The organism is Pseudomonas fluorescens (assembly GCF_000967965.1).
Taxonomy (GTDB): domain Bacteria; phylum Pseudomonadota; class Gammaproteobacteria; order Pseudomonadales; family Pseudomonadaceae; genus Aquipseudomonas; species Aquipseudomonas grandcourensis.
The window spans coordinates 120,656-133,612 of sequence record NZ_LACC01000005.1; the positions used below are offsets into that span (position 1 = coordinate 120,656).

11 protein-coding genes and 1 pseudogene are annotated in these 12,957 nt (G+C 61.7%); 10 read left to right on the forward strand and 2 right to left on the reverse strand.

Translation table 11 applies throughout. The annotated features are described in order from the left end of the window. Positions 1-3 precede the first annotated feature (3 nt). Positions 4-609, forward strand: coding sequence for an NUDIX domain-containing protein (locus VC35_RS04025; RefSeq protein ID WP_046037885.1), 606 nt, complete (start codon positions 4-6; stop codon positions 607-609). Here the strand turns inward: VC35_RS04025 and VC35_RS04030 are convergent. Next, on the reverse strand, positions 606-1,121 hold the full coding sequence (locus VC35_RS04030) for a methylated-DNA--[protein]-cysteine S-methyltransferase (protein ID WP_046037887.1): 516 nt from the start codon (positions 1,119-1,121) through the stop codon (positions 606-608). The genes VC35_RS04025 and VC35_RS04030 overlap by 4 nt on opposite strands. A gap of 159 nt (positions 1,122-1,280) precedes the next feature. Between VC35_RS04030 and VC35_RS04035 the strand changes: the two are divergent. Both VC35_RS04035 and VC35_RS04040 read left to right on the forward strand, forming a co-directional pair. Further along, a pseudogene (locus VC35_RS04035) lies at positions 1,281-1,559 on the forward strand (gamma-glutamyltransferase); the annotation flags it as partial. A gap of 69 nt (positions 1,560-1,628) precedes the next feature. Further along, entirely contained in the window at positions 1,629-2,162 is a 534-nt protein-coding gene (locus VC35_RS04040; RefSeq protein ID WP_046037889.1) for a cysteine hydrolase family protein, read from the forward strand. Between the two features lie 176 nt (positions 2,163-2,338). Here the strand turns inward: VC35_RS04040 and VC35_RS04045 are convergent, their stop codons facing one another. Next, positions 2,339-3,241 (reverse strand): LysR family transcriptional regulator, encoded by a 903-nt coding sequence (locus VC35_RS04045; RefSeq protein ID WP_046037890.1) that lies wholly within the window; start codon positions 3,239-3,241, stop codon positions 2,339-2,341. Between the two features lie 199 nt (positions 3,242-3,440). On the opposite strand from VC35_RS04045, the gene VC35_RS04050 reads away from it, so the two are divergent. From VC35_RS04050 to VC35_RS04080, 7 genes are all read left to right on the forward strand, one after another. Then, positions 3,441-4,940 carry a purine-cytosine permease family protein gene (locus tag VC35_RS04050; RefSeq protein ID WP_046037893.1) on the forward strand — a complete coding sequence of 500 codons (1,500 nt, stop codon included), beginning with the start codon at positions 3,441-3,443 and terminating at the stop codon, positions 4,938-4,940. Beyond that, positions 4,937-5,779 (forward strand): nitrilase family protein, encoded by an 843-nt coding sequence (locus VC35_RS04055; RefSeq protein WP_046037895.1) that lies wholly within the window; start codon positions 4,937-4,939, stop codon positions 5,777-5,779. The genes VC35_RS04050 and VC35_RS04055 overlap by 4 nt, the downstream gene beginning before the upstream one ends. A gap of 87 nt (positions 5,780-5,866) precedes the next feature. Beyond that, positions 5,867-6,889, forward strand: coding sequence for a helix-turn-helix transcriptional regulator (locus tag VC35_RS04060; RefSeq protein WP_046037896.1), 1,023 nt, complete (start codon positions 5,867-5,869; stop codon positions 6,887-6,889). Positions 6,890-7,090: 201 nt separating this feature from the next. Continuing rightward, a complete protein-coding gene (locus VC35_RS04065) occupies positions 7,091-8,887 on the forward strand; it encodes an amidohydrolase (protein WP_046037898.1) in 1,797 nt (598 codons plus the stop codon). 18 nt (positions 8,888-8,905) lie between these two features. Further along, on the forward strand, positions 8,906-10,645 hold the full coding sequence (locus VC35_RS04070) for an amidohydrolase (protein WP_046037900.1): 1,740 nt from the start codon (positions 8,906-8,908) through the stop codon (positions 10,643-10,645). A gap of 108 nt (positions 10,646-10,753) precedes the next feature. Beyond that, positions 10,754-11,494, forward strand: coding sequence for a TorF family putative porin (locus VC35_RS04075; RefSeq protein WP_046037901.1), 741 nt, complete (start codon positions 10,754-10,756; stop codon positions 11,492-11,494). 45 nt (positions 11,495-11,539) lie between these two features. Next, positions 11,540-12,928 carry a purine-cytosine permease family protein gene (locus tag VC35_RS04080; RefSeq protein WP_046037902.1) on the forward strand — a complete coding sequence of 463 codons (1,389 nt, stop codon included), beginning with the start codon at positions 11,540-11,542 and terminating at the stop codon, positions 12,926-12,928. Positions 12,929-12,957 lie beyond the last annotated feature (29 nt).

Genomic DNA, 12,957 nt, shown 5'->3' on the forward strand with positions numbered 1-12,957 from the left:
GTCATGTCGAACACCGCCGAGCGGGTCAACATCCTTGAGTCTCAGGTGTTGTCCCACGACTGGTACCTGCTCAAGAAAATCACCTTCGATTACCAACGTAACAATGGCGAGTGGCAACGCCAGGTCCGGGAGGTCTACGACCGTGGCAATGGCGCGGCGATTCTGCTGTACAACCGCGAAAAGCAAACCGTGGTACTGACCCGGCAATTTCGCCTGCCGGTGTTCGTCAACGGTCACGACGGGCTGTTGATCGAAGTGGCGGCGGGGCTGCTGGAAGGCGCGGCGCCTGAAGACCGCATCCGCGATGAAGCGGAGGAAGAGACGGGTTACCGCGTGCACCATGTGCAGAAGGTGTTCGAGGCGTACATGAGCCCCGGTTCGGTGACGGAAAAACTGCACTTCTTCATTGCCGAATACGACGCGAAGTCGAAAGTCAGCGACGGTGGTGGGCTGGAGGCAGAAACCGAGGAACTGGAAGTGCTGGAGTGGGCGTTCGAGGACGCGCTCGAAGCGTTTTACCGCGGCGAAATCTGCGACGCCAAGACCATCATGCTGTTGCAGTATGCGGCGATGAAAAACCTCTTCGCCACAAAAGCTGTGTTCCGTTAAAACAGGTTATCCATACGGCTCGCCCCTGACCACTCACCACCTTCAAGTGTGAGCAACAATTCCTTCGCCTCAAGCCCCCCGGCAAACCCGGTGAGCTTGCCCGACGCGCCAATCACCCGATGACAGGGCGCGACAATCGAAATCGGGTTCTTGCCATTCGCCGCACCCACCGCCCTGACCGCCGCCGGGTTGCCGATCTGTTCGGCGATCTGGCTGTAGCTGCGGGTCTCGCCGAACGGGATGGTCAGCAGCGCCGCCCAGACCTTCCTCTGGAATTGCGTGCCGGCAAAATCCAGTTCCAGTTCGAAGCGATCGCGGGTGCCGGAAAAATATTCGCGCAACTGCGCAGCCGTGCGCACCAGAATCGGGTTGTCCGGCGCTTCGCTCATCGGCCCCAGGCGCACCCGGCCGGGTTTGTCGTTTTCCCAGAGGATGGCCGCCAGTCGTGAACCGTTCGCGACCAGCTTCAACTGGCCCACGGGTGAAGCCACGGTGGTGCAGGTATAGGTCATGCCAGGGCTCGCACAAAATTGCTGAACGGGCGTTAAGGATACTGCCTCGACGGGGAGGCGCAATACGTAATCCCGACCATACTTGGCTACGGCTTTTGAGGCGTTTCCCTACGAAATAACAAGAAGAGACTGACTCATGAAGTACGAACCTTTTGCCAAATCGACTACGGCATGAACATCCAGGAAACGGTGGATGCACCGCGTTTCCACCAGCAGTGGCTGCCGGAGGAAACCAACCTGGAAGCCTTCACCACCAGTCCGGACACGGTGAAAATCCTCGAAAGCTGGGGCCACACGTTCGCCGGTCCCCAGGATGCCAACCATCTGGCAGCGATCCTGGTCGGCGCGCCATCCCTGGGTGGCAAACCGGTAGGCAAGAACCGTTACTACGGGGCGAACGACCCACGGCGTAACACCGGGTTGTCGCTGGGTTATTGAGGGTTGTGTCTGGAGGGGGACGGGCTTATGTTCGTCCCCTGACCCCTCGACATCACAAGGAAGGAAATCATGACCACTGCACTGTTAATCATCGACGTTCAGCAGGCATTGTGCTCCGGTGAATACGAGTGTTTCGAGATCGGACGGGTTATCGATACGATCAACGATCTCTCGGCCCGGGCCCGCAAGGCCGAAGTTCCTGTGGTGCTGATCCAGCATGAAGAAGCTGGCAGCCCGCTGGCGCATGACGCTGCCGGCTGGCAACTGGCCGAAGGGCTGGAAACTTCGCCCAAGGACCACCGCGTGCGCAAGACCACCCCGGATTCGTTCTACCAGACCAATCTGCAAAAACTGTTGCCGAAGGAGGACTTCGAGCGGCTGGTCATCTGCGGCCTGCAGACCGACTATTGCGTCAACGCCACCGTGCGCCAGGCCCTGAAACTGGGCTACGACGTGGTGCTGGCAGGCGACGCGCATTCCACCGTCGACAACGGCAACCTGACCGCCGAAGACATCATCACCGAGCACAACAAGGACCTGGCGCACCTGACCGGTTCCGTGGCGCGGATCGATGTGATACCGGCCAAGGACATCCACTTCTAATACCACCACATCCCCCCTGTAGGAGTGAGCCTGCTCGCGATGACGTCGTTACAGCCAACATTGATGTTGACTGACCCACCGCTATCGCGAGCAGGCTCACTCCCACAGTAATCCGGTTGCTGGCAGATTTTGCGTACACCCCCAACCTTGTGGGACCGAGCCTGCTCCCACAGGACCTACACCGCTCCGAAAATCTCGATCAGCTCATTGAGGAACGCACTCACCAGATCCCGCTGCCGCGCCGAATGCCGCACCGCCGCGTGAAAGCTGACCTCATAGCGCAACAGCTCCGGGTTCAGCGGGTGTAACTGCCCCAGCTGTTCATGGCGGGTGGCGTAGTGCTGGGGCAGAAACCCCAGGTGCTGGCCGGACAGGATCAGCAGGGCTGCGCCGTCCATGCTGTCGGTGAGCACGGTCAGGCGTTCGATGGACGTGGGGGCCGGCATTTCCGGCAGGGGATGGCTCGGCCAGACCCAGTCGAACCCGCTGACATCTTCCCGGGTCAGCGCGCCGACCTTGCCGAACAGCGGGTGCGAGGGCGCGCAGTAGGCAATCTGGGTTTCCGGGAACAACGGGAAATAATCGATGCTGGGCAAGCGATGCCAGAAGTAACCGATGGCCAGGTCGATATGGCCGTTGATGATTTTTTCTTCCAGCAGCGACGACGACAGTTCGGTGAAGTGGAAGTACAGCCCCTCATGCCGCGCCCGCAAACGGGCAATGGCCTGGCCGATTTTTTTGTTCGCCACCGGGTCGATTTGCCCCAGCAGGCCGATGTTGATGCTGCCCGAGACTTTTCGGTTGATGTGCTGCACCTCGACTCGAAAACCTTCGGCTGCAGCCAGCAAACGTCGGGCCGCCTCGATGAATTGAGTGCCTTTGGGCGTCACTGAAAACCCGCCGCGCCCGCGTTCGCACAAGCGGAAACCGACCCGCGCTTCCAGCGTCGCCAACTGCGCGCTGATCGTGGGTTGCGTGGTATTGAGGGCGGTTTGCGCCGCCGAGATGCCGCCCGCTTCGACGACGGTCAGAAATACCCGGATCAGGCGCAGATCCAGCTCCGTTACAGTTCCCAGCATGGGGGCTCCCGATTCTCGCTTACATAGATACTGATCTATGTGAACAGTGTGCCTGCGATATTTTATTGCCCGAACTCACGCCCTACATTGCCGTGAAACCAGCGTCATCGTCAGCTTTTTCTGGAGTTTCACCTGAACTGGACGTCGTAGCGAGCGCTGTACCCACAAAAACAACAAACAACAGCATAGGAACAATCGTATGTCAGGTTCCCCAGTGTCTGCGCACGCCGCCGAGGCGAGCGGCGGGTTGGCCATCGAAGGTCACTCCATCGACTACATCCCGGAAAACGAACGCCACGCCAAACTCAGCAGTCAGGGGCCATTCTGGTTCCTCGGCAACTTCCACTTCTTCACCATTTCCATCGGTTTTGTCGGCCCGAGCCTCGGCTTGTCGGCGCTGTGGACCATGCTGGCCGGTGCCCTGGGCATTATGTTCGGCACCATTTTCATGGCGTTCCACGGCTCCCAGGGCCCGGAAATGGGCCTGCCGCAGATGATCCAGTCCCGCGCCCAGTTCGGCTATCGCGGGGTGATCCTGGCGTTGATGGCGACGATGTTTGTATTCGTCGGTTTCAACGTGGTGAACATCTCGCTGATCATGAATGGCCTGGAGCATGTGTTCGGCATTAACCCGACCCTCGTCGCCGTGGCCGTGGTGCTGATTGGCGCGCTGTTGTCGATCTACGGCCACGACCTGATGCACAAGGCCTTCAAGTGGGCCTTGCTGGCGACCTTGCCGCTGTACGCACTGGTGACCATCGCCCTGATGTTTGGTGCGGGTCAGGAAGGCGTCACGCCGGCGACCGACCTGGGCTTCAACTGGGTGGCCTTCGCCACGCTGTTCGCCATCGGCGCGAGCTACAACATCTCCTATGCACCCTACGTGTCTGACTATTCCCGTTACCTGCCGAAAAACACCAGCCGGGCGAAACTGATCGCGGCGGTGTTCATCGGCGCCTCGTTGTCCGGCAGTTGGATGATCGGCCTCGGTGCCTGGCTGGCGCAGGAGCTGAAAGCGGCGGATGCGCTGGTGGCGTTGAATCAGGTCGGCTCCTCGATGGTGCCGGGGCTGGGCAATCTGCTGGTGATCGTCTCGGTGGCGGGCTTCCTGCCGATCATCGCCCTCAACACCTACAGCGCCATGCTGACGCTGCTGACCGGTGTCGACTCGATCAGGAAAATCACCCCGACACCCCGGGCCCGTGTGCTGTCGATCAGTGTGATCAGCGTCATTCTGTTGACCTGCGTGCTGTCGATCAAAGGTGACGGCATCGCGCTGCTGAACACCTTCCTGGTGCTGTTGCTGTACTTCCTCGTGCCGTGGACCGCCGTCAACCTGGTGGACTACTTCTTCGTGCGCAAGGGCCGCTACGCGATCCCGCATTTCTTCACGCCAAACGGCATCTACGGCGCCTGGCAATTTCGCGGCATCGTCTCGTACCTGATCGGCTTCGCCGCCATGGTGCCGTTCTTCTACATCTACGATGCCGCCGCCGGCAAAGAGGTCTTCGTCGGCCCGCTGGCGCGAGTGCTGGAAGGCGTGGACATCGCCTGGCTGGTGGGCCTGGTGGTGTCGGGGCTGACCTACTACCTGCTCAGCCGCTCGATTGATCTGGCCGCCGAACGCCGGGTGATCGATGCGCTCAGCGAGAGCGACATCGTCGCCATGACCCATTCATCTGCGGAGGCAGGGCGTTGAGCAGCGTAAAGAATACCGTGGTCGCCTGTTGCCAACTGGCACCGAAAATCGGCGATCTGGCGCACAACCGCACGCTCACCGAACGCGCGATTCGCCAGGCAGCCTTTCAAGGCGCGCAGGTCGTGGTGTTGCCGGAACTGGTGCAGAGCGGCTATCTGTTTGCCGACCGCTTTGAGGCGCTGTCGCTGGCGGAAACCGTTGACGGTCCGACCTTGCAACTGTGGCAGGCCCTGGCCCGTGAGCTGAATCTGGTGATCGTCGGCGGATTCTGCGAGCGCCTGCCCGGTGATGAACTGGCCAACAGCGCGGCGATGATCGACGCCAATGGCCTGCGCGCGGTGTACCGCAAGGCGCATCTGTGGGATGCCGAGAAGGACATCTTCACAGCCGGCGATGCGCCACCGCCGGTGGTCGAAACGGTGCATGGGCGGCTCGGCATGCTGATCTGCTACGACCTGGAATTCCCCGAGTGGGTGCGTCTTCCGGCGCTGGCGGGGGCCGATCTGCTGTGTGCACCGGTCAACTGGCCCGACGGCCCGCGGCCGCAGACCGAGCGCCCGGCCGAAGTGCTGCGGGTGCAGGCCAATGCCTCGGTCAACCGCATGTTCATCGCCGCCTGTGATCGCTATGGCCATGAGCGCGGGGTCGGCTGGGTCCAGGGTTCGGTCATAGTCGATGCCGATGGTTACCCGTTGGCCGGGCCGGCGGAGCAGGGCGGCGAGCAGATGTTGCTGGCGACGCTGAATCTCACCGAGGCGCGCAACAAGCGCATCAGCGCCCGTAACGACCTGCATCAGGACCGCAGGCCGCAGTTGTACGGGCTGCACAGCACTTTGTAACCGTTGATGTCATTGCGTGCTGGACGCCCGTCACGGGCCTATGGCATCGTCGAAACCAAAGGCCATGCAGTGAACGGGATCGCAATGATGGAGGAGGGAAATAGAGTCGACGGTGACGCAGCGAAGATCACACTCAAGGCGTTCAATCATTGCGTATTGCACCTTGGCCGGCTGGCGCGGGAGAGCGGGGCGTCGCGATTCATCGCCGATGGCCTGCAGGCATTCGGTCAACTGGTGCCCTTCGCGTCTGCCTGGTGGGGCGAGATGTCGACACCAGGCCCTGATGTTCCCCCCCAGAGCTGGATGCACGGCAGCATCAATCTCCCCGAATCCTTTGCCGCCGAATGGCATCCGGTGGCGGCAAACGATCAGTTCTCCCACGCCACGCTCAATCGTCCCGGTGAGGTGGTGCGCGACAACGGTTTCAACGACCCGTGCGAGGCGGTCAACGATTTCGCCCGGCGCTATGACCTCTACCACTTGATGAGCATCACCTATGAGCTGCCCGAAAGCGGCTTGATGTTTTTCGTCTGCCTCTACCGTGGCCTGGATGAACAGGCGTTCGAGGAGAACGAAGCCGAGCTGTTTTCGGCATTCTGCGATCACCTGTTCCAGCTTTGGCGGTTCCAGGTGCAGGACATGATTCGCTTCGATAGCGAAAACGGCGCGAGTGATTTTGGCGTCGCGCGCTTGGACGGCAGCCTGCTGTATGTGGGCGCCAGGTTGTGCGCCGCCATTCAACGGGAACTACCCGGCTGGAGCGGTTCAATGCTGCCGGGCGAGGTGATCGCGCAACTGTCGAAGGCACCCTGCGTGATCCGCCTGGGCCGCTGCGCCCTGACCCTGAGCCCCAACGCCGGACACGTCATCCTGTCCCTGGAAGCGCCGTCGGGCGGGGACGGCCTGGCGCCACGGGAACGTACGGCAGCGATGCTGTTCGCCGCCGGCCATTCCTACAAGGAAATCGCCAAGATGCTCGCCCTGAGCCCCGCGACCGTGCGCACCTATTTGCGTAACTGCTACTTGCAGCTGGGTGTGAAAAGCAAGGTGGAACTGGGTTCGGCCCTGCGTTCGCCGGGTGCGCTGGCGGAGTCCGTGCGCCGGGATTAATCCCAGCCGTTTCAATTATTTGCCTTACCCCTCCTCATTTGCAGAGGTCCATTCGAACGCTGCGCCCTATAGGGTAGGCCCTGTCTATCAGGGGCTGGCACAGTCGCTTCGGGCCGCTTCAAAACAATAAGAACAGGGGTGAGGCATTTGAGACTTTCCAGGCTTTTTGTCGCCGTCGCGGCGACGACGGCATTTTCCGGCATGGCATTGGCGGCGACACCCGCTGACACGGTCATGCGCAATGGCTACGTCTACACCGTCGATGGCAAGAGTTCCGTGCAGCAGGCCATTGCCATTTCGGGCGGCAAGATCGTCTATGTCGGCAGCGATGCCGGGGTCGACGGCTACATCGGCAAGCAAACACAACTGATCGACCTGGCCGGGCGCATGCTGATGCCGGGCTTCGTCGATGCGCACATGCACCCGGGGGATGGCGGTCGCGCCATGACCTTGTGCGACCTGAAATACCAGACCATGACCCGCGCGCAGTTTCAGGCGAGCATCCAGGCCTGCCTCGATGCCGACAAGGACAAGGGTCCGGACGTGTGGCTGGAAGTCGGTAGCTGGGACCGCATGGGCATGACCGGGCTCGACGGCGACGCCGACAAGTCGACCCTGGACGCGCTCAAGACCAAGCGTCCGATCCAGGTGCGCTCCACCGACTTCCACACCGTGCTGACCAACTCTCGCGGCCTGGAACTGGCTGGCATCAACAAGAAAACCGCCGACCCTGAAGATGGCAAATACCGACGCGACAGCGCCGGCAACCCGAACGGCATCTGTGAAGACGGCGCCGCCGAATCGTTGGCCGCCGTGGTGCCGCCTGCCACCGACGCGGAAAAACTCAATCAGGTCCGTGCAGCCCTCGACGCCATGCGCCAGCAAGGCATCACCAGTTTCTTCGATGCGCTGTCCGGCCCGGAAAACGGCAAAGCCTTCACCAGCCTGCAAAAGTCCGGCGAACTGACCGCCCGGGCCTTGCTGGCGATCAAGCTGGACCCGGCCGCCGCTGCCGCCGACCCGGTGAAAACCATCGCCGAGGCCAAGGCCCTGGCCAGTACCTACGACCAGGGCGAAGTGCATGCCGCGCCGGGCGTGAACATGCGCCACGTCAAACTGTTCATGGACGGCATCATCAATGCCCCGGCGGACACCGGCGCCATGTTGACCCCGTACCTGCACAACAGCGGCACCGACAAGGCGCCGAAGTGGACGCCGGGCAAGAACCTGGGCGAACTGTACTTCCCGTCGCAAGTGCTCAATCCGTTGTTGCTGCAAGCGGTCAAGGCCGGTCTCGATCCGCACCTGCACGCCACCGGCGAGCGCGCGGTGCGCGATGCACTGGACAGCGTCGCCTACGTGCGCAAGGAACTGCCCGGTCAAGACTTCCGCCCGGCCATCGCGCACGCCGAGTCAGTCGACCCTGCCGACTATTCGCGCTTCAAGGCACTGGACGTCACGGCCACCATGTCGTTCCAGTGGGCGCAGCAGGCACCGTCCACGGTCGACGGCACCAGTGATCACCTTGGCGCCGCGCGATTTGCGCGCATGGAACCCTCGGGCAGCATCGCCCATGCCGGCGGTCGAGTGGCGTTTGGCAGCGATTGGCCGGTCGATCCGCTGGATGAGTTCCTCGCGCTGAAAGTCGGTGTCACCCGTTCCGGCGACCCCACCAATCCGCACAGCTATGGGCCGAAGTATGCCGGGCGACTCAATGCCGATCCGGCGCTGTCCCGAGCCGAAGTGCTGCGCAGCATCACCCTCAATTCCGCCGAACAGCTGAAGCTGGACGCGGTGCTGGGCTCGGTCGAAGTCGGCAAGTTCGCTGACCTGATCGTGCTCGACAAGAACTTCATGCAGGTGCCCGAGGAGGAACTGGGCCGCAATGACGTGCTGCTGACGCTGGTCGGCGGCAAGGTCGTGTGGGCCAAGGCGCCGTTCCAAGGGCTTGCGCCACACGTGGTTTCCCAAGCGGTTACTTCCCGAACCGCCCCATAAAAACTAGAGAGCGTTCCGATGCGATTGATTCCAAACCTGTTGGCCGCCGCGCTGGCCTTGTCGTCGGTGCAGGCCATGGCCGCCGCCGACCTGGTGTTGTTCAACGGCAAGGTCTTTACCGCCGAACCCGGCCAGGCACTGGTGCAGGCTGTTGCGGTGCAAGACGGCAAGATTCTGAAAGTGGGCAGCGATGCCGAAATCAACGCTCTGGCCGATGCCAAGACCCAGCGCATCGACCTGGCGGGCAAAGTGTTGATGCCGGGCATGATCGACACCCACAGCCACCCGGTCACGGGCGCTTTCGACAGCATGAAGGCCAACCTGCTGGACGAGGTCAAACCGTTGCCGGAGCTGGAGCAATGGTTGATCGAAGAAGACAAGGCCGGACGTGCCCGCTCCGGCGATGTGATCAGCGTGGCCGGGGTCAGTTCGGCCTACTGGGAGAAGAGCCGTGAACTGGGCAAGGTGTTCAACCAGGGGCGCTGGGCCGATCAGCCCATTGTCTTCAGTGGCATCGACGGTCACACCGGTTGGGCCAACAACGCGATGCTCAAGCGCTTGAACATCGACGCGGCACTGGTCAAGAGTCTGCCGGAGAAAGAACGCGGCTACATCGGCCATGAAGCGGACTTCACCCCTAACGGCTACTTTGCCGAATCCCGCTGGGACGTGGTGCGCAACGGTATTCCGGCGCCCACCCCGGAGGCCATGCTCAAGGCCGCTCGCGAGGCGGTGAAGATCAACAATCAGTTCGGCGTCACCGCCTGGATGGACGCGGCGGCGAACGGCGGCAGCGAAGATTCGCTGTTCGATTTCCATGCCACCGCGGAAAGTGTCGGCGTGCTGCCGCTGTACAAGGAGCTGGCGCAGAACGGCGAGCTCAGTGCCCACGTCGCCGCGCTGATGGTCACCAATCCGAAGAGCAAACCCGCCGACCTGGAAGTGATCGCCACGGTGATGAAGCAGTTCGAGGGCGTGCCTAACCTGACGTTCCCCGGCATCAAGGTGTTTGTCGACGGCATTCTCGAATTCCCGGGGCAAACCGCAGCGGTCATCGTGCCGTTCAAGAACAGCCATAAAAATGGTCAGTTGCTGACCGACCCGGCGCACTTCGGCGAACTGGTGGTGGCGGCGGAAAAACGCGGCTGGATCGTGCACATGCACGCCGTCGGCGACCGCGCGGTGCGTGAAGCGCTCAATGGCGTGGCGTATGCGCGCAAGCTCAGCCCGACGCCGGTGCCCCACAGCATCGCGCACCTGCAACTGGTCAACCCCAAGGAGTTTCCACGCTTCAAAGAACTGGGCGTGATCGCTTCGATGCAACTGCTGTGGGCCACCGGCGAGTCCTACACCGTCGAACTGGTCAAGCCTTACATCAGCGCCTTTGCCTACGGTTACCAGTATCCCGCGCGGTCCCTGCATAACGCCGGCGCGACGATTGCCGGTGGCAGCGACTGGCCGGTGTCGAGCGCCAACCCGTTCAACGCCATTGCCCAGGCCAGCACGCGCAAAGGTCCGTTGGGCGTACTCAATGCCAAGGAAAGCATCGACCGCCAGACCATGTTCTACGCCTACACCATCAACGCGGCGAAAACCCTGCGCCTGGAGCAGCAGATCGGTTCGCTGGCACCGGGCAAGCAGGCCGACCTGATCATCCTCGACCGTGATGTGTTCAAGGTCAGCGATGACGACCTGTTCGAAACCAAAGTCCTGAACACCTTCTTCGCCGGCAAGCAGGTCTACGCCCCCGCGTCCTGACCTGCGAACACCCAGCACCCGCAAAAAACTGCCAGCCCCTCGTAGCGCGAGGGGCCTGGCATCGCCATGCCTGAAATTCCCCGTACGCCATAACAACAAGAGAACTGTATGAACGCACTTTCAGCATTGACCCTCGCAGCACTCGCACTGGCCCCCCTGACCAGCCAGGCCCTGGCCCTCAACGATGATTTCAGCCTGGATATGACCCTGGGCGTCGTCAGCGACTACCGTTCCCGGGGCATCTCGCAAACCTTGGGCGATCCGGCGGTACAGGGCGGCGCAACGCTGCTGCACAGCAGCGGCCTGTACATCGGCGCCTGGACCTCCAACGTGGATTTCGGCGGCGGCTTCGACACCCGGCAGGAGCGTGAGTACTACGCCGGTTACTACTGGCAGGCGACGGACGCGATCAGCCTGGATCTGGGCTACATCAAGTACGACTACCCGAAAAATTCCGAATTCAACCTGAGCGAAATCTACGCCGTCCTCGACCTGTACGGCGTGAAGCTGGGTGCCAATTACTCCAAGGACACGCCGAACGTTTTCGGCGAAGACCAGGACACGCTCTACACTTACGTCGGCTACAAGTTCACGCTGCCGGCCGAAGTCGGCCTGGAGTTGCGCGTGGGACGCAACGACGTGAAAGACCCGGCTTTCTGGTCCTCCAACGGCGACAACCGCGAGGCCTACTACGAGTGGGAGGCCAAGTTGACCCGTGGTTTTGTTGGCGTGACCTGGGGCCTGAGCTATGTCGACACCGACCTGACGAAGAGTGAATGCAGTGGCTGGTATGGCTATGACGACCTGTGCTCGGCCACGGTCGTTGCAAGTGCCACCAAGACCTTCTAGGTTCAACCCCGACGATAAAAACAGCTCCTCAAAGGAAACACCGTCATGAGTGCGCAACGCAGTCCCTTGGTCGAGACCCGCTCGATCGATTTCATTCCCGAGGCTGAGCGACACGGCAGTCTCTACAGCCAGTTCACCCTGTGGCTCGGCGCCAACCTGCAAATCACCGCCATCGTCACCGGCGCCCTGGCCGTGGTGCTGGGCGGCGATGTGTTCTGGTCGCTGATCGGCTTGCTGATCGGGCAAGTGCTCGGCGGTGCCGTGGTGGCGCTGCACGCGGCGCAAGGGCCGAAGCTCGGCTTGCCGCAGATGATCTCCAGCCGCGTGCAGTTCGGGGTGTATGGCGCGGCGATCCCGATTGTTTTGGTGTGCCTGATGTATCTGGGTTTCAGCGCCACCGGCGCGGTGCTGTCGGGGCAGGCGATCGCGCAGTTGATCAGTGTCAGCGACAGCACCGGCATCCTGATTTTCGCGGCGTGCATCGCGTTCCTGACGATCTTCGGGTATCGGGTGATTCACCTGGTCGGGCGGGTGGCCAGCGTGCTGGGCATCATCGCCTTCGCCTACCTGTTCACCCGGTTGATGACCCTCAACGACATCGGCCTGCTGCTCGACAATCGTCATTTTGCCTGGGGTACTTTCCTGCTGGCGGTTTCGCTCTCGGCATCCTGGCAGATCGCCTTCGGCCCCTACGTGGCGGACTACTCACGCTACCTGCCGAGCAAGACTTCATCGTGGAAAACCTTCACCGCCGTGGGCCTCGGCACAGTGCTGGGGGCTCAGACTTCGATGGTGCTGGGGGTGTTCGCCGCCGCACTGGCCGGGGCCAATTTCCGTGGGCACGAAGTGGCGACGATTGTCGGCCTGGGCAGTAGCGGTGTGATCGCGTCCTTGCTGTACCTGAGCATTGTGTTCGGCAAGGTCACGGTGTCCACCCTCAACGCCTACGGCAGTTTCATGTGCATCGCCACCATCATCAGTGGCTTTCGTCGTCGCCTGGAAATCACCGCCCGCCAGCGCATGCTGTTTGTGCTGCTGATCGTCGCGGCGTCCACCGCGCTGGCTTTGTTGGGGCAGTACTCGTTCCTCAACTCGTTCAAGTACTTCATCCTGTTTTTGCTGACGTTCTTCACCCCGTGGAGCGCGATCAACCTGGTGGATTACTACTTCATCAACAAGGAGCGTTACGACATTCCTGCGTTGTCCGACCCGAACGGGCGCTATGGTCGCTGGAACGTGCTGGGGATCAGCGTGTATGTGATCGGCGTGTTGATCCAGCTGCCTTTTGTCGACACCCATTTCTACTCCGGGCCGATGGTTGCGCTACTGGGCGGCGTGGATATTTCCTGGATCGTCGGGCTGCTGGTGCCGGGTGTGATCTATTACGCGCTGGCCAAGCCGTCGATGAGTGGAGTGGTGGTTGAGCGGGGTTAATACCCGCACTTATGGCGAGGGAGCTTTTG